General features: G+C 52.7%; 17 protein-coding genes. 1 reads left to right on the top strand and 16 read right to left on the bottom strand.

Features of this window, described 5'->3' with window-relative positions; genetic code table 11:
• Window positions 1-123: 123 nt before the first annotated feature.
• The 11 genes from JW499_RS01245 to JW499_RS01195 form a co-directional block, all read right to left on the bottom strand.
• The gene (locus JW499_RS01245; protein ID WP_205208877.1) at window positions 124-2,451 is read right to left on the bottom strand and encodes a flagellar hook-length control protein FliK; all 2,328 of its coding nucleotides are present in this window, start codon (window positions 2,449-2,451) and stop codon (window positions 124-126) included.
• 77 nt (window positions 2,452-2,528) lie between these two features.
• Complete coding sequence (gene fliJ / locus JW499_RS01240) at window positions 2,529-2,972, bottom strand: flagellar export protein FliJ (RefSeq protein WP_091361424.1); 444 nt, start codon at window positions 2,970-2,972, stop codon at window positions 2,529-2,531.
• Window positions 2,969-4,366: a flagellar protein export ATPase FliI gene (gene fliI, locus JW499_RS01235; protein WP_205208876.1), complete on the bottom strand. Its 1,398-nt coding sequence runs from the start codon at window positions 4,364-4,366 to the stop codon at window positions 2,969-2,971. The genes fliJ and fliI overlap by 4 nt, the downstream gene beginning before the upstream one ends.
• Window positions 4,359-5,123: a FliH/SctL family protein gene (locus JW499_RS01230; protein ID WP_205208875.1), complete on the bottom strand. Its 765-nt coding sequence runs from the start codon at window positions 5,121-5,123 to the stop codon at window positions 4,359-4,361. Before JW499_RS01230 ends, fliI begins: the two co-directional genes overlap by 8 nt.
• 5 nt (window positions 5,124-5,128) lie before the next feature.
• Entirely contained in the window at window positions 5,129-6,145 is a 1,017-nt protein-coding gene (gene fliG, locus JW499_RS01225) for a flagellar motor switch protein FliG (protein WP_091361428.1), read from the bottom strand.
• Window positions 6,138-7,838, bottom strand: coding sequence for a flagellar basal-body MS-ring/collar protein FliF (gene fliF / locus JW499_RS01220; protein ID WP_091361430.1), 1,701 nt, complete (start codon window positions 7,836-7,838; stop codon window positions 6,138-6,140). The genes fliG and fliF overlap by 8 nt, the downstream gene beginning before the upstream one ends.
• Before the next feature lie 53 nt (window positions 7,839-7,891).
• Window positions 7,892-8,245 carry a flagellar hook-basal body complex protein FliE gene (gene fliE / locus JW499_RS01215; RefSeq protein WP_205208874.1) on the bottom strand — a complete coding sequence of 118 codons (354 nt, stop codon included), beginning with the start codon at window positions 8,243-8,245 and terminating at the stop codon, window positions 7,892-7,894.
• A 177-nt stretch (window positions 8,246-8,422) separates the two neighbouring features.
• Window positions 8,423-9,022: a 3'-5' exonuclease gene (locus JW499_RS01210; protein WP_332873974.1), complete on the bottom strand. Its 600-nt coding sequence runs from the start codon at window positions 9,020-9,022 to the stop codon at window positions 8,423-8,425.
• A gap of 34 nt (window positions 9,023-9,056) precedes the next feature.
• Complete coding sequence (locus tag JW499_RS01205) at window positions 9,057-10,883, bottom strand: DUF294 nucleotidyltransferase-like domain-containing protein (RefSeq protein WP_205208872.1); 1,827 nt, start codon at window positions 10,881-10,883, stop codon at window positions 9,057-9,059.
• A 153-nt stretch (window positions 10,884-11,036) separates the two neighbouring features.
• Window positions 11,037-12,845, bottom strand: a complete 1,809-nt coding sequence (locus JW499_RS01200) for a sodium:solute symporter family protein (protein ID WP_205208871.1) — start codon at window positions 12,843-12,845, stop codon at window positions 11,037-11,039.
• 32 nt (window positions 12,846-12,877) lie between these two features.
• Window positions 12,878-13,141 (bottom strand): DUF4212 domain-containing protein, encoded by a 264-nt coding sequence (locus tag JW499_RS01195; RefSeq protein ID WP_205208870.1) that lies wholly within the window; start codon window positions 13,139-13,141, stop codon window positions 12,878-12,880.
• Window positions 13,142-13,422: 281 nt separating this feature from the next.
• Here JW499_RS01195 and JW499_RS01190 point away from each other — a divergent pair, with 281 nt between their 5' ends.
• Window positions 13,423-17,364, top strand: a complete 3,942-nt coding sequence (locus JW499_RS01190) for a hybrid sensor histidine kinase/response regulator (RefSeq protein WP_205208869.1) — start codon at window positions 13,423-13,425, stop codon at window positions 17,362-17,364.
• A 125-nt stretch (window positions 17,365-17,489) separates the two neighbouring features.
• Here the strand turns inward: JW499_RS01190 and JW499_RS01185 are convergent, their stop codons facing one another.
• The 5 genes from JW499_RS01185 to JW499_RS01165 form a co-directional block, all read right to left on the bottom strand.
• On the bottom strand, window positions 17,490-18,155 hold the full coding sequence (locus JW499_RS01185) for a response regulator transcription factor (RefSeq protein WP_205208868.1): 666 nt from the start codon (window positions 18,153-18,155) through the stop codon (window positions 17,490-17,492).
• Window positions 18,156-18,343: 188 nt separating this feature from the next.
• Entirely contained in the window at window positions 18,344-20,296 is a 1,953-nt protein-coding gene (gene acs, locus JW499_RS01180; RefSeq protein ID WP_205208867.1) for an acetate--CoA ligase, read from the bottom strand.
• Window positions 20,297-20,609: 313 nt separating this feature from the next.
• Window positions 20,610-21,983 (bottom strand): sigma-54-dependent transcriptional regulator, encoded by a 1,374-nt coding sequence (locus JW499_RS01175; RefSeq protein ID WP_205208866.1) that lies wholly within the window; start codon window positions 21,981-21,983, stop codon window positions 20,610-20,612.
• Window positions 21,984-21,986: 3 nt separating this feature from the next.
• A complete protein-coding gene (locus JW499_RS01170) occupies window positions 21,987-23,138 on the bottom strand; it encodes a sensor histidine kinase (protein WP_232846161.1) in 1,152 nt (383 codons plus the stop codon).
• Complete coding sequence (locus JW499_RS01165; protein WP_205208865.1) at window positions 23,139-24,584, bottom strand: sigma-54 interaction domain-containing protein; 1,446 nt, start codon at window positions 24,582-24,584, stop codon at window positions 23,139-23,141. It lies immediately after the preceding gene.
• Between the last annotated feature and the right edge of the window lie 133 nt (window positions 24,585-24,717).

Below are 24,717 nucleotides of genomic sequence, written 5' to 3'. Positions count from 1 at the left end.
CCTGCCCCACTATCAACCAGCCGAAATACCGGCCGGTGCATTAAATCACAACCCAGAGCGTAATATAACATACTGATTCAGCGGCGGAAGCAGACGCCGGCACATTCCTGCCAAGATTACCGGTCAGGCGTAATAATCGACCAGAGAGAGGCTCTCACTGACAACCGTTTCAACCCGGCTATCATCGGCAAAATCACTCTGATAACCGGTGAAAGATGAGCCTGAACCGGAGTCAGAGCCATCCCGCTGACCGCCATTACTGTGATCTTCCACTGAAGATTCTGACAGATTTAACCCCTGATCGGCGAACATCTCCCTCAGCCTTGGCATATTTTGTTCCAGAGCCTCCCGGACACTACCGTGGGGCGTATTAAACACCACAGTCACCTGTTCATTTTTAACCTGCAGCCGCACATGCAACGACCCGAGCTCCGGCGGATCAAGCTGAATATCCGCAAACTGACCATTTTTTGACGCCATAACCATCACCCGATCATTCACCGCCTGGCTCCATGCAGCTTCACCGGGGCGCACTCCATGAGGCATCACCAGCTGAACGGATTCCTGAGAAGGACGAACACCTCTGGATGCTGCTGCCAGAGAGTCGGCAAAACTGGTAAGCTGACTCTCCTGACGCCCCTCCACACGGCCGGAAGACTCAATACCGCCTGATGATCTATCGGCATCAGCTGCGATCGCTTTTAATTGTTCCCTGACACTATCTGCACTCAACTGCCCACCAGACATAGAGGCCGCAGTCGCCTGCATGCGAGTCTGAGTCTGAGTCTGAGTCTGAGTCTGAGTCTGAGTCTGAGTCTGAGCCTGAGCTTGAGCCTGAGAGGAAGATGAATCATGACGCGCAGCTGCCTGATTGTTTTGATCCTGACTCTGAATCAGATTCTGCGACTGCAAAGACAAACCTTCCGCTGCGCGACCCCGCCCCGTATCGGTTTGATTTCGCGCAAGGGCTTCACGGCTCCGGTCAGCGCTGGTGCTACTGACTGACGCCTGAGCGATTGCAGCAGACGTCACTGCAGGCTGACCAGCCATTGCTACCACCCCCTGCGGGCTCTTCTGTTCTGTGCTACCGGTTAATAGCGAAGCGGTAGAGTCTCCTGCCTGTTTATCTGCTGGTGACCTTCCACCCGCCTCATGCTCTGGCAAAGCCTGCGGCGACGAAATGAAGGGTTGAGCCATTGGCTGAGACAAGGCGCCTGTCGACTCAACCCCCGCAATCCGCTCTGGAGACTGCCCGGCAACCGGAGTGTTAGCTGACTGTTCAACAATCCGAGTGTTTACTGATTGCTCAACAATCGGAGCCACCGATGCAGAAGTGGTAACTGACTGCTCGATAGCCAGCGCTATCCCCGCCGCAGGAGGCTGCTCAGTCCGCACATCAACTGCCACTGCCTGACCGGCCACAACAGTCTCTCCGGACCTTACAACTCCGGGCGCCACTGTTAATAACGTTGCATCATTTCTGCCAGCCTCACCAGATTGTTTTTCGCCCGTTTCTGCAGCAGCTCCCGTTGCCCGGCCAGCTATAGCTTCACTGATGACGGTCGCTACAGGACTCTCCTGGTAAGCACTCTGATCCTGATAGGCTGACACATAGTCAGCCCGCGACACGACAGGGGGCACAGGGTCAGACGCAGAACTATCAGCTTTAGCAACCGGATTCTGCGCTCTAATGTCGATCCGCGCCTGCTGATTTGGCAACAAGCCCGGGCCAGTGCTCACTGGCGCAACCTGAATATTTTCGGCCACCGGCTTCACTTCGGACGAAGGTCGCGCCTGCGAGGCAGCAGGTACGCCATCAGCCTGCTGTGCGGGCATTGTCGCCACCGGCTGAGACGTCCTGAATTGTTCGACTGCACTTCGCTCAGTACGACTATCCGCTGTAGCCAGCTGCTTCAATGCAGAGTCCACCGCCACCGCCAGATCCGCGCGCCGATACTGATCAATCTGCTGCAGCGCATATTCACCCGCTTGCGGTACGACCTGAAGAGCGTCGCTGCTGTCTGCCGACTCAGAACGCATCTGTGAAACTTGTTTAAAGCGCTGATCTAATTGCTGCTCTAACTGTTTTTCCAGCTGCTGGCGCTGCTCCCGCTGCCCAACTGCCACAGTAGTTGCTACAGCCGCCTGAGTGACCGTACTACTATCATCCTGCCCCAAACTCGCGACCACATCAGCTGTCGCGGCGTTCCCTGCAGGCAATAACTGGCCACTCTCCGGCAACTTTTGTCCGCCGCTACCTTGTTGACCACCCAATAGTTCATCACCGCCCGGGATCCGTTGCGCCTGTCGCAACGATTCTCCAAATGACGGTAAATTGTTTGTCGCTGCGCCATCACCCGGCGCAATACCGGTGAATACGCCACTGCCTGGTACTGAACCGACATTCAATAGTGATCCGACTCCATTAGGAGCGGAAAGTGTTTGATCCATACTGCGTTCTCCGGCAGAGTTCTATCCACTGAGTTATTAGCATAATCAGTGCCAGATACTCCGGAGAAGCAGAAACATCAGATAAAAGGTGGGCGGATTAACTGCGAACGCTCATCCAGTTCTTTTTGAAGTTGTTTTTCAGCTTGTAGAGACTCTTCGCGCCTGAGCTTATCAACCAGCATCTCTACCGCTTTAAAATGCTGATAAGCACTCTGCCAATACTCCTTCACCTTCTCCAGCTGAGCACGATCCGTCTGCAGGGCTTTTTCCTGCTGCTGCACAGCACCACTTAACTTTTGCATGAAGGCCTGATGAGTCTCAATCTGCCCGGGTGAAATACCCGAAGCCCCCACCTGATAGAAACTATTGGCATAGTCAGCGTGATAGCTTCGAAGCTGCTCCAGCGTCGCCTCCCCCTGCTGCACACGGGACTGGGACTGACTTAACCACTGATCCGCCTGCTTACGCTTACGCTCGGCAAGATCGAGCACTACCTGCAACCGCTTTGACCGTTTTTTCACTGCGCCTGATTACCCATAGCAATATTCTGCCGCCCCTGCTGATCTGTGGTATTCGTATTGCCGGGATTAGGCGTCAACACCATCGCCAGGTCGGTAAGGCTCTTTTGAAACGCGTAGGCTTCATCCAGCCCCTGCTGCAGAAAAGCATTCATCAGCGGCATCCGCTCAACTGCAAAATCAGTCTCGGCATCGCTGCCCCTGACATAAGCACCGATAGAGATCAGATCGCTGTTTTGCTGAAATTTAGAGTAGAGCTGCTTAAACCCCATGGCCGCTTTAAGATGGTCTGAACTGACGATCTGCGGCATCGCACGACTGATTGATTGTTCAATATCAATAGCGGGATAGTGCCCCCGCTCCGCCAGTGTCCGGGATAACACTATATGACCATCCAGAATAGCCCGGGCGGAGTCCGCGATGGGATCCTGCTGATCATCCCCCTCGGTCAGGACAGTATAGAATGCGGTGATTGAGCCACCGCCCTTATCACCATTACCCGCGCGCTCCACCAGTTTAGGCAGTTTGGCAAACACCGAAGGCGGATACCCCTTGGTTGCCGGAGGCTCACCAACGGCGAGGGCGATCTCCCGCTGCGCCTGAGCATAACGGGTCAGCGAATCCATCAGCAGAAGAACATTTTTCCCCTGCTCCCGGTAATATTCTGCCAACCGGGTGGCCAACTGAGCAGCCCTGAGACGCATCAGCGGCGACTCGTCCGCAGGAGATGCCACCACGACGGCACGACGCATCCCCTCCTCACCAAGACTGTGGTCGATAAACTCCTTTACCTCCCGACCACGCTCTCCGATCAGCCCCACCACGACAATATCCGCTTCAGTAAAACGGGTCATCATCCCCAGCAGCACACTTTTACCCACACCACTGCCCGCAAACAGCCCCAGCCGCTGCCCCCGGCCAACACTCAACAGCGAGTTGATTGCGCGAATACCCACATCCAGCGTCTGCCTGATAGGCTGTCGACTCAGAGGATTAATATTGCGTCCCTGAAGCGGCACTGTGGTCTTACACCCCAACGGGCCAAGACTATCCAGCGGTTTGCCAACCCCGTTAATGACCCGGCCAAGCAGCTCAAAACCGACCTCGACATCGCCCCCGCCCTGCATCGGACTGACCCGCGCTCCCGGCGCCAACCCCTCCAGCAGATCAACAGGCATCAGATAGATCCGGTCACCGGAAAATCCAACAACCTCTGCCTCTACCGGTTCGCCATGCGGAGGATAGATAAGGCAGTACTCACCCATAGAAGCCTTGATTCCCACCGCTTCAAGAGTCAAACCGATCAAACGTGTTATCTGCCCGTGAGCCACAGGCGCAGGTATCTGATAGTCCAGTCCTCGCAAGCGGGACAGGCGTTTCAGCAATTGATCACTCATGAGATTCCGGCGTTTGAACGGAAGCGTCAGCCACTTCATCCAACTGATTCAGCGCGTTACGCAAACGGGATGCTGCAGCATCAAAGCGCCGCTCAACCGTATTGTCGAGCAAGCCATAACCATTGACGACTTTGCAGCCTCCCCGGGTGATCGAGGGCTCTTCCACCAGCGTCAAGTTTTCATTCAGCGCGAGCAAAGGCTCCAGCACCGGTACATCATCCGGGTTAAGAATAATTTTAATCTCAGCTCCGGTCTGGGGTAACTGCGCGATCGCATCCTCAACCGCCTTAATCACCGCTTCACCGCCCTGCTCTACCTGCGCCCCGATCACCGCTTCGCTTAACTCAGTAATCAGCTCGACCACCAGTTGCTCTATCTGAGCATTCACCTGCTGTAGCGGCTTATCCAACTGTTGCTGTAATGCTCTTAGCAGCTGCAGCTGGGCGTCGATCTCAGCCTGCGATGCCGCCAGCCCTTCCTTGTGACCTGCTGCGCGCCCCTCTTCAAGCCCCTGCTGCATGCCCTCTTCGCGCCCCTGTTGCAGGCCTTCCTGATAAGCATCCTCGCGAATCTTTTCAAGCTCAGAGAGCTTCAGGCGGCCATCGACCACCTCTTCAACCGCTTCCTCTTCAACCGGCTCAGGCTTGCGTTGCAGCCCCACCACATGTTGACTCTGCACCACTGGCAGCGTCCATAACGCCGCAGCTCTGGCATCCTCCGCACGAATTCTGATAACCGATTTGTCGATCGCCTTCATCCGCATTACATCATCTCTTCGCCGCCACTACCCAGCACGATTTCACCCTCATCAGCCAGTCGGCGAGCAACATTAAGAATCTCTTTCTGGGCATCTTCCACTTCACTGACGCGCACCGGACCTTTTGCTTCAAGATCATCTCGCAGCAGCTCGGCAGCACGTTTCGACATATTTTTGAAAATTTTGTCCTGCAACCCGGTTTCCGCGCCTTTCAGTGCAACCACCAGAGTATCGGTGTTGATCTCGCGCAGAATCACCTGAATACCACGATCCTCAACATCGATCAGATTGTCGAAGACAAACATCATCTCGGAGATCTGATCACCCAGCGCCTCATCCACCTCACGAATTTTCTCCATCAGCTCCTGCTCAATATTACTATCGAAGTAGTTCATAATATTGGCCGTGGTTTTCAGACCACCCAGACTGGCACTCTGACTGCTGGCGCCGGAGAACTGCGATTCAAGTATGTCATTCAGCTCCTGCAATGCCGATGGCTGAATCTGATCAAGCGAGGTAATCCTCATCATAATTTCCAGACGCACATTCTCATCAAACCGCTGCAATACATGCGCCGCCTGATCGGGGTCCAGATAGGCGATCACCACCGCCTGAATCTGCGGATGTTCATAACGGATAATCTCGGCAACCTGCCGCGAGTCCATCCACTTCAGACTTTCAAGACCTGAAGTATTGGTGGTCATCAGAATACGATCAACCAGCGTCTGAGCCCGATCACTCCCCAGCGCCTGGCTCAGCATCTCTTTGATATAGTGGTCATTATTAATACCGATACTGGTCTGATCGCTGATCGCTTCCATAAAGTCAGCCATCACCGCTTCGACCGTGGACTGAGGGATATTATCCAGATTACTCATGGTGAGCCCCAACTGCTGCACCTCTTTCTGTCCCAGATAGCGCAGCACCTCTGCGGCATCAGCCTCCCCCAGCGAAATAAGCAACACCGCCGCTTTCTGAACGTTCGTCAGCTCAACACCGGATTCTGTTACCTGATCATTCATTCTCAATCACCCACTGACGTATTGCCTGCGCCACTTTGGCTGGATCTTCGGCAATCATGCTGCGTATCGCATTCATCTGATATTCATAGGTTTCATTCGGAGTCGGCGCAAGCGCGTTATCAATACCACTGAACGTCACCTGATCAGCCGATATACCACTCATATCCAGAGATTCAAGCTCTGACGCCATATCAGCTTCAGTCTTAACCGCTGCTCCCTCCGCTGCCGCTTTATGGGCCGCACTGACGGCCAGATTTTTCATTATCGGGCGCAACACACCAAACACCAACAGCAGGACAAACAGACCACCCAGTATCTGCTTAGCAAGATCGAGCACCCACTCCTGCTTCCAGATAGGGATCTCCTCTTCCTGATACACCTCAGGCACGGCGAAAGGCGAGTTGATTACGCTCACACTGTCCCCCCGGACAGCGGAATAACCAACGGCATCCTTAACCAGTATAGTCAATCGATCCAGTTCATTCTGATCCCATGCGCTTCGGGTTGTTTCACCGCCATCAGGACTGGTTGTAGGAATATCATCAACCACTACCGCCACGGATAGCCGGTTAATCTGCCCCATCTGGTGCTTGGTATAGCTGATGGACCGATCAAGCTCATAGTTGCGGGTCGCCTGTGAGCGGGCATTTTTCGGCCCACTCGGCCGCGCCACAACGCCTTCATTCTGAATAGGCAGACCGTTAGCCCCCACCTCAGGCACTGAACTCGCTCCGGGGGGCTGATTTGACAATGCCCCTGGCACCCCACCTGCAGCAGCCTGTCCGGTTGTGCTTTCATCCAGTACCTGCTCACTGCGCAGCGCAGGAAGATCCGGGTTATAGATCTCATCGGTCTGCTCAACGGCGGTAAAGTCTATATCGGCAGAGACCTCGGCCCGGTAACGCCCCAACCCCACCACCGGCTGTAAAATACTGTTCACCCGGTTGACCAGGGTCTCCTCTATTCTACGGGTATATTCCAGCTGTTTAGCCGCCAGAACCACATCGGTATCCATATCCCGGGTATTCAGCAGACGTCCCTTCTGGTCAACGACAGTTACATCTTCACTGGAGAGTTCTGGAATACTGGAGGCAACCAGATTGGTAATCGCTTCCACCTGGATTGGCTCCAGCCGCTTACCGGCAACCAGATCGAGAAACACCGATGCCGTAGGCTTACGCTGATCACGCACAAACACTGACTGCTTCGGCAGCGCCAGATGCACCCGGGCGCTACGCACCGCGAGCATACTGGTCACCGTGCGAGCCAGCTCACCCTCGAGTCCGCGCCGGTAACGGGCATTTTCCATAAACTGACTGGTGCCCAACCCCTGCTCTTTATCCAGCAGCTCAAAACCCACCGTGTTATCGTTGGTGAACCCTTCAGCAGCGAGGCGTAGTCGCGCTTTGTGCAGATACTCATCCGCAACCAGAATATTGTGTCCGGTTGAGTCAAACTTATAGGGAATACCATTCAACTGCAGTTGCTCAACGATCTGATTGGCATCCGCATAGGAAACATTATTGTAGAGCACCCGATAATCCGGCTCCTGAGACCAGAGCACAACCGCAAAGCCGATCGCAATAGTGGCCGCAAGCCCCACCATCAGACCTAACTGACGCACCAGCCCCAAGCGGTTAAAGCCAAAGGCTACCGACCCACCTGTTCCTGCCTGCACTGTTGCGCTCTCCATCTAACCCGACACCCTGATGCTACTGCTTCATATTATTGTGTTTATCAAACTAATCAGATCGGCATTTTCATAACGTCTTCATAGGCGCTGACCATTTTATTACGCACCTGAGTCAGCGCCTGAAAAGAGACCGATGCTTTTTCCATACTGATCATCACCTGATGCAGATCGACCCCCGCAACACCCTGCTCATAAGCGGTCGCCAGTTTTTTGGCGTGTGCCTGGGAGTTGTTGACCCCGTCTATCGCCCCCTTAAACAGATCAGCAAAACTTTCTCCGCTTTGCTCTCCGGCAACAGGACGAATTGAATTTGGCTGCGGAATATTAGGCGAAACACCCTGCTGAACCTGCATCTTCACTTCTCGCATCTGCTGCAAAACGGCGTTGATGTCTGCACGCTCAACCATAGACCCCTCCAGAATGGCAATATATTGACATTATAAGATTGAATAGCTACTTAGCAAGCAGCAAAACAACCTATTCGCCAAAAATATGACACAAATCTGTGTCAATTTTTAATCTCATCTGAGTACAAAGCAAAAAACGAGCCATAGGCCCGTTTATTTTTTGACGTATTCCAGTTTTTATCCTGCTGCTGGCGGCTCACCATACTTTAACCGCACATACATCAACGCCACAGTAATCGCATCCCCCAGCGCCGTATGCCGCTCCAGCATCGGAATATCGAGACGCTTGGAAATGGTATCAAAACGCAGATCGATATCTCCGCCAACATAGCGCCACTTGATAATGTCGTGGTAGACATGGGATAACTCAATCGCTTTACCCGGCAGTCCAAAGCCATAACGGGGTCGCAGATATTTCTCCAGCATACGCACATCATAGTTAACGTAATACCCCAGAATCGGACGATTACCGACAAACTCCAGCAGCCGCTCCAATGCTTCATCCATATATACACCATCGGCCAGATCGGCAGCACGGATCTTATGGATCTTAATGGAGTCTCCGGTAAGACTTTTTGGCGGTTTAAGTTTTATATCCAGCCGGTCGCTGGTAATCACTTTCCGGCCCTTTATCTTTACTGCGCCAATCGACAGTATCTCACCCTCTTTCACATTCAGACTGGTGGTTTCACAATCCAGTGATACCACTTCATCCCCTTCATAGGGTTGAAACAGGTGCGCATATGGACCATTTTTATGATCCATCCGATCCTTCATTTTTCTTATAGTTCTGGGAATAATCATATTCCGTTTAACCTCCCAGGTGATACCTGAGTGTCAGATGCTTTTTGAAACCCTTAACGATATGCATACCGTCCCGCAGCAGATCTCGTTCCATTTTATCCAATGAAGACAACTCAAGGATATTAGGCGTTTGGTCTACCCCATCTTCAGATATATCGATACGTTTCACCTGCTGCTTCAAACGTGTCTGAATAAACAGCGCCAGCGCCTCCGATAACTCACGGCCATGCTCCTCTTTCATCTGCCCCATCTCCACCAACGCTTCTATACGCTTAAAGGTGTTGGTTTCCAGTATGCGGAACTGTAAAGCCATGGTACGAATACCATGCACGATCGGAAAAATACCCGCTTTCTTAACATCCAGCTCCCCTTTATCTTTGAGATTACCAAAGAAGGTCAGCGGCGTATCAAACTCAATCGCTGCCCGGGCGAAATGAGAAAAGAATACATCATTATTTTTCAGATGGCGCAAAAACCAGTTACGGGAGGTTTTAAACAATGCCGAATTACCCGCAACCGGATGAGCATCAACAGCTATTGCCAGGTTCATTTGCGCCTCACCCTCACACAGATAAGACCAGTCACTCAACTGTTGTGTCCACTCACCAATCGACTTAACCCAGGCGGGGTTTGATACCATTATATTGCCCGGACACTTGGGAAAACCGAAAGAGATAAGGGTTTCACTAAAGCGCTGCATGGTCTCCTGCATCTCAGGCCAGATAAGACCATCGCGATAGATCAGGGCATTATCCTGATCCGTCTTCATAATCTGCTCACCCCGCCCCTCACTACCCATCACTACCAGACAAACATGGGGCTGCATATCCCGGGGTATCACCAGACCAAACAGTTTGGCAATCACCCTTTCATTCATTGCCGCAATCAGCTCCATCACAAAGCGCGCCTTAACCCCCTGCGACACCAGCGCTTTAATCAGATCATTCAGACCATGCGCGGCTTCATACAGATCCTCGACGGTCTGAGCGCGCTCAATACGCAGACCGATAACATGGGAGTGACTGGAGAAATAACTCAGCACATCGGTCAGCTCAATCACCCCGGTCAGACTGCCATCATCCACCACCACTACCCGCTCGATGCGCTGCTGCGTCATGGTGATCAGTGCGTTAAAGAGATAATCATCGGAAGTGGTGGAGATCAGCCGATAACTGGCTATCTCTGCAACATCTGAATCAAGACCGAGTTTATTAATCACCACCGCATCAAGAATATCAGTTCCGGTGACCATACCGTAGCGATTGCCCCGCTTTACCAGCACACAGTCAGCATGTTTTTCACGCATCATCACGGTCGCTTCAGTGATAGTTGTGCCCTCAAGGACCACCAGAGGCTCACGGATCAGGCCATCTTTAATCTGCGCCAGCATAAACTCTGCCATATCCTGATCGCCACCCTCCTGGGCCTGAATCTCAGTTTTGGCAGACAGACTTTGCTGAAAATAGTCGGCAAACCGGCTATTACTAGCACACAGATCAAGTAACACCCGGGTGGGTAAAATATGGCAGATAGTTTCCTCAACGGCGATAAAGTTGTGAATTGCTTTACCCCTGATCGCCGACCAGCCGCCAAAATAGTCCTCATTGGTATAGTGAACATACAGATGCTGCTGAGCGCCATTCTCTTCAGGCAGATCGCTTTCAGCCACACGCCCCTTGAGAATGACATACACCCCCTCAGGCACACTGCCAGCGGCGATAATTGTCTCACCCGCCTGGTAATAACCAATATCCAGACTGGAACGCAGAGTGTCCTGCTCTTTTTCGCTGAGCAGACTGAACGGCATATTCTCGATTTTAAATGATGACGGCATAGACTAATCCCCCTACCCAAAACAACCTCACAGTGCCTGACTAAAGAGTCACATAACCCTTTAGTCAGACACTTTGCACTTAAACAGAACCGATAAAAAAGGCGCGCCAACCCTCGCTGGCGCGCCTTGCGTTTATTTAGATCTGTTCAGATCTTAGTGCGCGTGAGCAACACCAGCACCACGAGGCACACGGATGTTCTCAACAATCTCCTGAATTTCAGCAGGAGGTGGCGGAGTCATCATAGATACAACGTAGGCAACGATAAAGTTCAGAATCATACCAACGAAGCCGAAGCCACCGGTGGAGATACCCAGGAACAGATCGTCTTTTGAACCACCCATGAAGGTGAAGTAGATCATGTAAGCCATGGTAGAACCCAGACCAACGATCATACCCGCAATCGCACCCTCTTTGTTCATACGGCTGTTGAAGATACCCATCACGATAACCGGGAATACGGAGGAGGAAGCCAGACCAAAGGCCAGTGCCACCACCTGCGCCACAAATCCCGGCGGATTGATACCGAAGTAACCTGCAATACAGATCGCCACAATAGCCGCAATACGAGCGTACATCAGCTCCTGCTTCTCTGTTATATCAGGGTTAATACAGGTTTTCATCAGATCGTGAGCAATCGCAGTAGAGATTACCAGCAGCAGACCCGCTGCAGTCGACAGCGCTGCAGCTACCGCACCTGCGGCTACCAGGGCAATTACCCAGTTAGGCAACTGAGCAATCTCAGGGTTAGCCAACACCATGATATCACGGTCAACATACACTTCGTTCGCGAATGGCGCACCCGCAGCCGGAGCAGGATTAGTCAGCGCGTTGGTGACCGCACGCTCACCGTACGCACCACGGGCATCGCCATCAAACGCTGGCTTACCACCAGCAAACGCCGCACCGGCAGAGTATTGAACCTTGCCGTCGCCGTTATAATCGTGCCAACCCAGCAGACCAGCATTCTCCCAGTTCTTGAACCAGCCAGGCATCTTCGCATATTCAGTACCGACATTAGCCTCATCAGTACCGTTAATGGTCTGAATCAGGTTTACCCGGCCGAAACCAGCAACACCCGGAACCGTAGTGTAGAGAATAGCGATGAAGATCAGCGCCCAGCCCGCAGAGGTACGGGCATCTTTTACACGCGGCACGGTGAAGAAACGTACAATTACGTGAGGCAGACCCGCAGTACCCGCCATCAGCGCAGCGGTCAGACAGAAGATATCAATAGTTGATTTCTTACCGGCCGTGTATTCGGCGAAGCCGAGATCCACCGACAGTTTATCCAGCGTTGCCAGTACAGACATACCAGAATCCAGCGTCGCGCCCAGACCCAGCTGAGGCAGGAAGTGACCGGTAATCTGCATAGACATAAAGATTGCAGGCACCATGAATGCCAGAATCAGTACGCAGTACTGAGCAACCTGAGTATAGGTAATACCCTTCATGCCACCCAGAACGGCGTAGAAGAATACGATCGCCATACCTACGATAACACCGGTATTGATGTCAACGTGCAGGTAACGGGAGAATACGATACCTACACCACGCATCTGACCTGCCACATAGGTGAAGGAGATAACGATAGTACAGACAACCGCAACAATACGGGCGAAAGTAGAGTAGTAACGATCGCCGACGAAATCAGGCACGGTGAACTTACCAAACTTACGCAGATACGGTGCCAGCAGCATCGCCAGCAATACATAGCCGCCGGTCCAGCCCATCAGGTAAGCCGCACCATCACGACCGATGAAAGATACCAGACCTGCCAGAGAGATAAACGATGCTGCAGACATCCAGTCAGCCGCAGTCGCCATACCGTTTGCAATCGGAGGTACGCCACCGCCTGCAACGTAGAATTCCTTTGTAGACCCGGCACGGGCCCAGATAGCGATACCGATATAGAGTGCGAAAGAGCCCCCTATAAAGAGATAAGTAAGTAGATCAAGACTCATAGTAGTCATCCTCAGCGCAACTGTTATTGTTCTTATTCGTGAACGTCGTATTTTTCATCCAGCTTGTTCATGCTGTATGCGTACATCCAGATGAGAGCTACATATATGAAAATTGCACCCTGCTGATCGATCCAGAATCCCAGCGGGAAGCCGAAGAACGGAATAGCGTTCAACTGATCAACAAACAGAATCCCACCTACGAATGACACTACAAACCAGATAGACAGGTAAGTCATGATAATGCGCAGGTTTTCGGCCCAGTAGGCCGAAGCATTGTCTTGTGAAGAAGTAGACATTTGCACCATCCTTATTTTTGTTATTAAAAGGTTAAGTAAAAGTTGTGGACTGATAGAATTTAACAAAGTGCTCTGGCAAACAAATCCCCTACTTTGGTCTGATCAAACGGATCAGACCCGTAGCAAACGGGCCGTAACCCAAGCACGGCGCGACCTGAAGAGGTTTTAAAAAAACCTTTATAACTCAATATATTAGACAAAGGTATAAGAGCAATAGGGTTATTCGCCTGAGTTCGGTTACACTACCCACTCCAACACAGCAACAACGGACAGACCTGACTATGCTATCCGGCGGCTCAATTATTCTGATATCACTGGCCTATGTGGGTCTGCTCTTTGCTATCGCTTACTTTGGCGACCGCAGTGCTCAGGGACGCTCCTACGCCAGCAACCCGGTTATCTATTCTTTGTCTCTGGCAATCTACTGTTCCTCCTGGACCTTCTACGGCGCAGTCGGGCGCGCCTCCGTCAGTGGCTGGCAGTTTCTTGCCACCTACCTGGGACCGGCAATCGTGTTTATTTTTGGCTGGCGAATTATTGAGAAGATCATTCTGGTCAGCAAACAGCAGAACACCACGTCCATCGCCGACTTCCTCTCTTCCCGTTACGGTAAAAGCCAGGCACTGGCAGTTCTGGTTACCATTATCGCAGTGTGCGGCACCATCCCCTATATTGCGATGCAGCTTAAAGCAGTGGCCATCAGTTATGATGCAATCGCCCCCGGCGTGACCGAAGCACTGAGTAAAGGTAATGATACCGCGCTGTTTGTGGCACTGGTGATGGCGGTCTTTACCATTCTGTTTGGTACCCGGCATATCGACGCCACCGAGCATCATGAGGGGATGGTGCTGGCCGTGGCATTCGAATCGATCGTCAAACTAACCGCTTTTATCGCCGTTGGCCTGATGGTGACCTTTCAGATCTTTGATGGCGTGCCTGATCTGATTGCCAATATCCGTGACCAGCTGTATCACAACGAAAATTTCAGCAGCCCGCTGGAGGGTAATTTTCTCGGTAATAGCTTCCTCACCGAGATTCTGCTCGCCTGTGCCGCAATCCTCTGCCTGCCACGCCAGTTCCACGTCACCATTGTAGAAAACACCCGCCTCGACAACCTTAAAACCGCCCGCTGGCTGTTCCCACTCTATATGGTGCTACTAGCGCTGTTTGTGCTGCCAATCGCCACCGCCGGAATGACCCTGTTTGAAGGGCTGGATATCAACGCAGATACCTTCGTGCTGATGCTCCCCCTGCATGAAGGCTATAAGGATCTGGCGACATTCGCCTTTATCGGTGGTCTGTCGGCATCTACCAGTATGGTTATCGTCGCGTCAATCACCCTGTCGACCATGGTGTGTAATGATATTGTCATGCCGTTACTGCTGAGGGTTTCCTGGCTAAAGCTGTCAAAAAATAAAGACCTTGGCGCGATGCTCCTCAGAGTCAGGCGGATCACCATTATCTGCCTGATGATCATGGCTTATTTTTATTATCGCATTCTGGGTGATCAGGGCACTCTGGCCTCATTCGGCCTGCTGGCATTTGTCGCCGCCGCTCAGTTTCTGCCGGGGCTGATCGGTGGTGTCTATTGGAAAACCGGTTCCCGGCACGGCATTCTGACCGGCCTTTGCGCCGGCTTTCTGATCTGGCTCTACACCCTGGTATTTCCCACCATGGCTAACGCCGGACTGATGCCAACTTCTTTTCTACAGGAAGGTCTGTTTGGTTCTGAGCTGCTCAGGCCCACCCAGCTATTTGGACTGAGTGGCATGGACCCCCTTACTCATGGGGCTTTCTGGAGCATCTCCATCAATGCGCTGCTCTACGCAGTGATATCCCATTACAGTCCGCAACGACTGGTTGACCGGATCCAGGCAAGCGCCTTTGTCGACGTTTACAGCAAAGACCTGTCTGAACCTTCCCGGGTATTCAGTCACGCCACCGTCGGCGATCTGCAGATCCTGACCGAGCGTTTTCTCGGTATCAGCCGCACCCAGCATGCCTTTACCGGCTTTGCCCTTAAAGCGGGTGTCGAACCACCCTTATCTGGGGATAAAGCCAGTCCGGAACTAATCCAGTTTACCGAACGACTGCTGGCAGGTGTTATCGGCGCCTCCTCAGCCCGCATCGTGCTGGCTTCAACACTGCGCGGCAAAGATATGCAGATTGGCGATGTGGTCACCATTGTCGATGAAGCCTCCCAGGCCCTACGCTTTAACCGTTCACTGCTGCAGTCCACTATCGAAAATATCACCATGGGCATCAGCGTGGTCGATCAGCAGATGCGCCTGGTTGCCTGGAATCGTCGCTATATTGAGATGTTTGACTACCCGGACGGGCTGATCTGCGTAGGCCGCCCGATTGAAGAGATATTCCGCTATAACGCCTCTAAAGGTGAGTATGGAGCAGGAGAGATTGAGGAGCAGGTAAAAAGTCGCCTGAACATATTAAAAGAGGGCAAGGCGCACTCCTATGAGCGCCATAGGATGGATGGTTCAGTACTGGAGGTGCGCGGTAACCGAATGCCCAATGGCGGCTTTGTTAATACTTATATGGATATCACCGAACACAAACGGGTACAGGAGGCCCTGCGCGAAAGTGAGCAGAATGTCCGCACCTATACCGATAATGTGCCGGTACTGATCGCCTTTCTGGATACCGACCGCAACTTTCGCTTTGTCAATAAAGCCTATGCCCGCACCTTTGGCCTCGACCGTCATAATATCGCGGGAGTCAACAGCTCCTCAATACTGTCAAAAGAGGAACTTGAAATACGCCTCCCCTATGTGAATAAAGTCCTGCAGGGGGAGCGACAGCGTTTTGAAACAGAGCTGCCATCGACCGATGGCAAGTTCCGCTTCGCTGAGGTGACCTATATTCCACACACCAACGAAGCCGGCGATCTGCTCGGCTATTTCACCCTCTATCAGGATATCACTGAGCGCCGTAAGGCCGAGCAGTTGCTGCAGGAAACCAACGAGAACCTGGAACAGCGTGTCCGGGAAAGAACCCATACTCTGTCAGTGGTCAATAAAGAGCTGCGTAAAGAGAATACTGTGCGCGCCCTGATCGAGGATGAACTGCGACAGGCAAAGTTTGATGCCGATGCCGCCAACCTGGGCAAAACCCGTTTCCTTGCCGCTGCCAGCCATGACCTGCTTCAACCGCTGAACGCTGCCCGGCTGTTTATCTCAGCCCTGGCACAGCAAAAACATACCGAAGAGACGCATCAGTTGGTTGAGAATCTGGATGGTTCCCTGAAAGCCGCCGAGAGCCTGATAACCACCATCCTGGATATCTCTAAGCTGGATGCCGGCGCACTCGAGCCCAACTTCAGTCACTTCTCAATCAACAGCATGTTTGACAATCTGAGTGCCGAATTCACTGTACTGGCTGAGGAAAAACAGCTTCAGTTTGACTTCGTTAAGTGCTGTCAGGTGGTCCACTCCGACCAGCAACTGCTGCGCCGGATTCTGCAAAACTTCCTATCCAATGCGATCCGCTACACTCAGCAGGGAAAAATCATGCTGGGCTGTCGCCGTCAGGGGAAAACTCTGCGTATTGAGGTCTGGGATACCGGGGTCGGCATCCCTGAGGATAAACTAAACGAGGTGTTTGAGGAGTTCCGCAGAATAGACAATCCAAGACACTCCCAGGTCAACGGTCTGGGACTGGGACTGGCTATCACCGAACGTATCGCCCGTATGCTCAATCATCCTATCCAGGTACGTTCATGGCCGGGGAGAGGCACTGTATTCAGCGTCAGAGTACCACTGGGAGACAAAGCAAAAGCAGTAAAACCCCGGCCAGAAAAACGGGGCTGGATTCGCAGCAAAGGGCTTGAGGGGATTAAAGTGCTGGTGATTGATAATGAGCCGAAAATCCTTGAAGGAATGAGCGCCCTGCTGCAGGGGTGGTCCTGCTCAGTACTGACCGCCATCTCAGCGGCGGAGGCCAAATCGAAAGTCATTGAGCAACAGTTTGTGCCTGATATTATCCTGGCGGATTACCATCTGGATGAAACCCGTACGGGTGTTATGGCGCTTCAGGAACTTGGAGAACTCTGGCACCACCAGGTACCAGCCGTTGTGATTACCGCCGACCGAACCGATGCCGTTAAAGAAGAGATCGATGAGACCCAGGCGGAGATACTTCATAAGCCGATCAAACCTGCAGCGCTCAGAGCGATTATCAGCAAGCTGATCACCTCCACCAGGTCATAGCAACCGGATTAACAGCACCCCTGAGTGCCGCAGGCCATTACAATGATCAGGCATAAAACAAAAAACGCGCCCTAAGTGAGCGCGTTTCTCCTCTGTCATCGGCGACTGAATCGCCACCGGACAACTTAATTCATCTCAGTTTTAGGCGGATCAACGCAGAGCCGTTGTGCTGCAATAACGGCCTGAGTACGGCTGTGCACACCCAGCTTGCGCAGAATCGCGGTCACATGAGCTTTAATTGTCGCTTCGGAGACATTCAGGTCATAAGCGATCTGCTTATTCAGCAAACCTTCGGTCAGCATCGTCAACACCCGAAACTGCTGAGGCGTGAGAGACGCCAGATTATTGGCGAACTTCTGATCCTCTTCAGTAACATCAACAACACCTTCAGCCACCTCTTCAGGCAGCCACTCCTCGCCTTCAAGAACCGCGGTAATCGCTTCTGCGATCACTTCAAGGGGCGATGATTTGGGGATAAAACCGGACGCACCATAGTCCAGCGCCCGCTTCATCACTGAGGACTCTTCACTACCGGAAACAACCACAACAGGTATACCGGGGTTTTTTCCTCGCAGAAAAACCAGCCCGGTGAAACCGTTGGTGCCCGGCATATGCAGGTCAAGCAGTACCAGATCCGCATCTGCATGCTCTTCTACGGCGGCCTGAACGGCCTCCAGGGAATCGGCTTCGACGATTTCAACGCCAGGAACAGCCTGAGTCACGGCTTGTTTCAGTGCCGCCCGGAACAGCGGATGGTCATCCGCAATGATTATCTTCTGCGCCAATTGCATTCAGCTAATCTCCCTCCTTACCCGCTTTCAGCCAGTGAAAACGTGTAAATATATCCGCTTATAGAGTGCATAACCCATTGGCCGCACCTGACTATATTAACATCACTTTTATAGCAAAACTCCCCCCCGACCTAAAAAACCGGGAGGGAGTAAGGGAATTGTAGACCGAAATTAGTTCGGCAGCACAATTACTTACGGTTCATGCGATGTTCGATCAGATCATCAACCACTGACGGATCCGCCAGAGTGGAGGTATCACCCAGGGCACCAAAGTCATCCTCAGCGATCTTGCGCAGAATTCGACGCATGATTTTACCTGAACGGGTCTTAGGCATCCCCGGGGCAAACTGAATCAGGTCTGGAGAAGCAATCGGACCGATCTCAGAGCGCACATGCATGCGCAACTCTTTGAGCAGTTCATCAGACTGTTCAAAGCCAGCCTGAAGGGTAACGTAAACATAGATACCCTGCCCCTTCACTTCGTGGGGATAGCCCACAACCGCTGCTTCAGCAACCGCCGGATGTGCTACCAGTGCAGATTCAACCTCAGCGGTACCCATACGGTGACCGGAGACATTGATAACATCATCCACACGACCGGTAATCCAGTAATAACCATCTTCATCGCGACGGGCACCATCACCGGTGGTGTAGTAGCCCTTATAAGTGGTGAAATAAGTCTGAATAAAGCGCTCATGATCACCCCAGATAGAGCGGCTCTGACCCGGCCAGGAATCCTTGATAACCAGGTTGCCATCGGTGGCACCTTCCAGCTCATTGCCATCCGCATCCAGCAACGCAGGCTGAACGCCGAAGAACGGACGGGAAGCAGCCCCCGGCTTCGCTGCAGTAGCGCCCGGCAGTGGCAGAATCATCATGCCTCCGGTTTCAGTCTGCCACCAGGTATCCACAATAGGGCAACGGTTCTGACCGATAATACGGTAGTACCACTCCCATGCTTCCGGGTTGATCGGCTCGCCAACAGAACCAAGGATACGCAGACTGGACAGATCAGAATCGCCCAGAACATCTTCACCCTGCTGCATCAGCGCACGAATAGCGGTCGGCGCAGTGTAGAACTGGTTAACCTTATGCTTTTCAATAACACGACCAAAACGACTGTTATCGGGATAGCTTGGCACACCCTCAAACATCAGCGAGGTTGCGCCATTCGCCAGCGGACCGTAGACAATGTAGCTGTGACCCGTTACCCAGCCGACATCAGCAGTACACCAGTAGATATCGCCATCTTTATAGTCAAAGGCATACTCGTGAGTCATCGCGGCATACACCATATAGCCACCGGTGGTGTGCTTCAGGCCTTTCGGCGCACCGGTAGAACCTGAGGTGTACAGAATAAACATCGGCGCTTCCGCTTCCATCTCCTCTGCAGGACAGTCAGCAGAAGCATTAGCCACCAGATCCTCATACCAGACATCAACACTGTCATTCCAGGCAACATCCTGCTCGACACGTTTAACAACAATCACGCTATCGACACAGGCTTTCGCGGCTTCATGCTCCAGCGCTTTATCGACGTTCAGCTTCAGTGGCACCGACTTACCAGCACGCAGCGAGTAGTTTGAAGTGACAACAACCTTGGACTCAGCCCCTTCGATACGGGCCGCCAGCGCTTCAGGGGAGAAGCCACCAAATACGATTGAGTGCACCGCACCGATACGGGTACAGGCCAGCATCGCTACCGCCGCTTCCGGAATCATCGGCATGTACAGGGTAACCACATCCCCCTTCTCAACACCGCGCGATTTCAGCGCATTGGCAAACTTACATACACGCTCATGCAGGTCACGGTAGGTGATATTCTCAGACTCACTCGGGTCATCCCCCTCCCAGATAATAGCGACCTGGTCGCCCCGGGTTGCCAGATGACGATCCAGACAGTTATAGGAAGCGTTCAGCGTGCCATCCTCAAACCAGCGGATATCAACATTATGGGGATCAAAAGAGGTATTTTTGACTTTGGTGTATGGTTTAAACCAGTCCAGGCGCTTACCCTCTTCACCCCAGAAAGTATCTGGATCATTGATGGACTGCTCATACATCGCCAGATATTTTTCATTATTGATATGCGCAGTCGCAGCCAGCTCGTCGCTAACCGGATATATCTTTGAATCGCTCATGTGAGATGCCCTTAGCTTGTTATTTATTCTGTGCAGTAACAGTAGTTATCAATCACAAGTCATCAACTTCCGATAACTACGTCTCCCTATCCCTGCTCTACCCATATTTTTGTTATTGACGGTGAGATTTTCAGGTCATTAGTTCCCAGAGTATAAAACAGAGACTCTGAAACTATTATTTTTGTGGTTAATGTTATACCGAAGTGACCGATTCTTCCTGAATTAGACATTGGTCTATCCGGGGCTGGCCATTAGTCGTAGGAAGCCCTTTTTCTACGACCTTAGACGTACAATTTAACCCAAATGGAACGATTCAGCTTTTCAGTTCAGCATCAAGATCAATACCAGCCTCACGCATCCGGGCCAGCTTATAGCGTAATGTGCGGGGGCTTATACCCAGCTTTTCTGCCGCCTCTTTACGACTCCCGCCTGTTTCCCGAAGCGTCTCAATAATCAGCTGAAACTCATGCTGTTTCATATCATTTCCCAGCTGACTGCTGTCGTCAGGACTGACACTGCCAGAGCTAAAGCGACCCGCCATCTCAGAGGTCTGCATACTGCCCGGCTGAATATGCAGATCGGCAGGACCGATCAGAGCTCCCTGCTGCAGAATAAGCGCCCGCTGCACGATATTATCCAGCTCGCGTACATTCCCGGGCCAGTGATAGGCCTGCAGGGTACGCTGCGCCTCCTCACTAAGAGAGACCGCGGTGCGATTCATTTTACGGGAGTATTTTGCCAGTAAACGCTGCGCCAGCGGCACGATATCACCGACCCGCTCTCGTAGCGGCAACCATTGAAGCGGAAAGACATTGAGCCGGTAATACAGATCTTCGCGGAACTTATGCTCCGCAACATACTCTTCCAGCCTGCGGTTCGTGGTTGCCAGAATCCTGACATCCAGATTGATCACTTTGCGGCCACCCACTCTCTCTACCTGCTGTTCCTGCAACACCCGCAGCAGCTTGGCCTGCAAGCCGAGATCCATTTCTGAGATCTCATCCAGCAAAATGGTGCCACCATTAGCCTGCTCGAACTTACCGGGGTTGCTGGTGTAAGCGCCGGTAAACGCGCCTTTCTCGTGTCCAAACAGCGTTGCTTCCAGCATATTCTCAGGAATCGCGGCACAGTTAATCGCGACGAAGGGCTTGTCGGCCCGGGGGGAATGCATATGGATATACTGCGCCAGCACCTCTTTACCGGTACCACTCTCCCCGGTAATCAGTACGGTTGAGTCGGTCTCGGCAACACGCCGGGCCACCTGTAGCAACTGCTTACTGCTGGTCTCCTCTGCGATCGGCTGAATACTATCCTGCTCACTTAATTGCGTGCCGGTATAGCGTTTCACGACCTCGATCAACGCCTCTGGAGCAAAAGGCTTCATCAGATAATCCACCGCTCCGCTGCGGATCGCATCCACCGCTTTATTCACCTGACCATACGCAGTAATCAGCATCACCGGCAGACAGGGCTGGCTCTGCTGAATTTTCTCCAGTAGCTGATGACCATCCATCCCCCCCATGTTGACATCCGTCACCACCATGTCCACCGGATTTTCTGCAATCACCTCCAGTGCCTGCTCTCCCGAATCAGCTTCCAGATAATCAAAGCCTGCCAGCTCCAGCGTGTCGACCAGCGCCTCCCGCAGATCTGCATCGTCTTCAACCACTAATACCTGAATGCTCATAAACTATCCGATCCCGCTTTCATTATTATCACTGCTGTTATCACTCGCCAGGTGATTGGCCTGACCGCCCGTTTGATAGGGAATAAGAAATGCCGCCTGAGTGCCAACCCCCAACTGCGAGCGTAGCAGAAACTCGCCATGGTGCGCCTTGGCCACGACCTGCGCCACCGCTAACCCTAAACCGGTGCCATGGGATTTAGTTGAATAAAACGGCTCGAGCACCTTTTTACAAAGCTCCGCATCCATTCCCGGACCATTATCACGCACCTCGATACCCAGCTTATCTCCGACCAGTTGCGCTTCAATGACCAGTTCGGTGCCTTTACCGCCTGCCTGCAAGGCGTTGTTGACCAGGTTCATAATCGCCCCCAGCAACGAATCTTTATTGCACTGCAGCTGCAACTCCGGTACCCGGTTAAGACAATCGCAGTCAGCGTCCCAGCTATGCAGAGGCATATCCAGCGCATCTTCCAGTTCACGGAACAACTCTGCAACACTGATGCGATCCTCCAGTCGGGTTTCTCCCCGGGCGAAGATCAGCATATCGCGCACTTGCAGCTCAAGATTTTCCAGACGGGATTTTACTTTTCCGGCGAATTTAATCCGTTGCTCCGGCCGCAACTCCGGCTTCATCAGATGCCCGGCATAGAGTAGAGCCGCTGACAGCGGGGTACGCACCTGATGCGCCAGCGAGGCCATCATCCGTCCCATCTCAGACAACCGCTGATAATGGGCCAGACGCCCCTGTAATAACCGGGTGTCGGTCTGATCGGTCAGCATTAGCAGCTGGCCCGACTCATTTGCCAGAGTGCTGGTTGACAGGCTAACCCGGCGGCCACTTTTTAATGAAACCTCGTGACCATCATCGCTGCGGGGAGCGAAACTGCGCTGAATAACGGCAATCCATGGCTCATTCTTCAACGGCTGCCCCAGCAACTGCTCTGCCGCACTGTTGCACTCGGCAACCCGCCCCCGGTTATCGATCACCACTACACCGGCCGGCAACAGATCCAGCAGATCCTCCAGCCGGCCTGACAGGCGTTCATGCTCAACCTGTTTTTCTACACTGGTCTGGCGGATCTGATCCAGCTGCGCCCGCAGCTGGCTATTTTCCGCTTCCAGTTGAGCGATTCTGTTAGTTGCGTCAGTCATCATCTATTTTCGCTGAATTCCATATTTACGCATCTTCTCCACCAGTGTGGTCCGGCGAATCTGCAACAGGTCCGCCGCTCTGGCAACTACACCAGAGGTTTGATCCAGTGCCTGAGCAATCAATGCCTGCTCGATATTTTCGATATGAAGTTTGAGATCCAGTCCCTGCTCCGGCAATTCAGTCAGATGGTTGGGTTGCACTCCTTCATTGAGTGTTTCCTGCATGTCATCCCTGCGATAAAGATCGGGATCCGGTTCCTCAATATGCCGAAACTTTGGCGGCAGTTCGCTCACGCCCACCACGGCATCGGGGTACAGGATCGCCAGCCGTTCAATCAGGTTCGCCAGCTCGCGGATATTGCCCGCCCAATCGTGCTGCTGCAGTGAACGAATCGCCGCCGGATGGAAGCGTATACGGCCAAACCCCTCTTTTGCCAAACGCCGGGAAAACTCATCCACCAGCGGCGGAATATCCTCAATCCGGCCACGCAGAGGCGGCATATCGATAGGAAAAACATTGAGACGATAGTAAAGATCTTCGCGAAAACTCCCCGCAACAATCATCTGTTCCAGGTTTTTATGGGTGGCGGCTATAATTCGCACATCGCAGTCGATAGTGACACTGCCTCCCACCCGCTCGAAGCAACGTTCCTGCAAAACCCGCAGCAACTTCACCTGCATCGGCAGGGGCATATCGCCGATCTCATCAAGAAACAACGTGCCGCCGTTGGCCAGTTCAAACCGCCCGGCCCGGGAGTTAATCGCGCCGGTAAACGCGCCTTTCTCATGACCAAACAGCTCGCTTTCCAGCAGATCCGCCGGGATAGCACCGCAGTTAACCGGCACAAAGGGCCCGCTCGACCGTTTTGATGCCCGGTGCAGATTATTGGCCACAATCTCTTTACCGGTACCACTTTCACCGGTGATCAGTACATTGACATCACGCCCCGCCACCTGGCTGATCATCTTGCGTACCAGCGCCATCGCCTCACTCTGTCCCACCATCCCCTCAAACTGACTGGCGACCGATTTAGGCGAGAACAGGTCGGGCTGACCGGCATACTGTAGCTGCAACTGCCGATAGATCAGCGCCCGGTGCAGCATCACCGTCAGTTCATCCAGCGTGGCATCCGGATTCAAACGGCCAATAATTTTTTCCTGAAGTTGCTCCGGCAGCTGTTCCAGTTCGGGCCAGGGGGAGACTGCAATGACCGGCAGTTTGTCATCCAGCCGGTCAAACTGCTGCATCAGCTTTTCCAGCGAGATCGGCAGTGAACACTGCCCCAGCCAGACCACCGAACGGTCACCCGGTTCAGCAGTCTCTCCCTGCAGCCAGGACACATAGTCGGTGGTGGTGTGACTGATTTCGGCGAAGCCCAGCCGTTCTGACAGATGGGTCCGACTCTCCACATCATCATCAATATATATAATATGTAGCGGGCTACTCATAGGGTTCCCAGCATATCTCTCATCAGAGCTCTCTCCGGTGTGACATCAGGGTTAATATCATTACGTCAAATTTATGACATAGCAATTCAAAAGACAACCTATTGTATGATGTTTTTTTGACGCCACGTAAAAG

Origin of the sequence: Amphritea pacifica, assembly GCF_016924145.1 — a bacterium.
Lineage (GTDB): Bacteria > Pseudomonadota > Gammaproteobacteria > Pseudomonadales > Balneatricaceae > Amphritea > Amphritea pacifica.
Note: the sequence above shows the minus strand (reverse complement) of the source record. Positions and strands in the feature narration are given on the sequence as shown.